The 330-nt window shown below is 64.5% G+C and carries 1 protein-coding gene; it reads left to right on the top strand.

Translation table 11 applies throughout. The features are described from left to right. Nucleotides 1–11: 11 nt before the first annotated feature. Nucleotides 12–330: hypothetical protein (locus OO68_RS46640; protein ID WP_157852840.1), on the top strand; the 319-nt coding region annotated here is incomplete at its 3' end.

Genomic DNA, 330 nt, shown 5'->3' with positions numbered 1-330 from the left:
GAGAGCGGGCCGTGGACCTGGCCAGCCGCGGCTTCGAACTTGCCTGCAAGATCGCTTACTCGCCGGTCGTGGCGACCACCCATGCCGGCTGGTCGACCAGCCTCTCAGTGTACGAGGCGGCGCTTTCCCTGTTTCCGTTCGGCCGACCGGGCTACGAAATCCTCACCAAGTTGCTCGACTTGCCGATCCCAACAGAATCCAATGATGCCGTGACCAACGGATGGCCGGATCCCATCCGCCTGCTAGCCGCGGCCTGGCCTCGCAAGTCCGGCATCCGTCCCGGCGTACGATCGCCACTGGATAGCGAACTGACGCCGCTCGGACAGAAGA

This window comes from Streptomyces iakyrus (assembly GCF_000717055.1).
In the GTDB taxonomy this organism is placed as follows: Bacteria; Actinomycetota; Actinomycetes; order Streptomycetales; family Streptomycetaceae; genus Streptomyces; species Streptomyces iakyrus.
The sequence above is the reverse complement of the archived record's forward strand: the minus strand, read 5'-3'. Positions and strand labels throughout refer to the sequence as shown.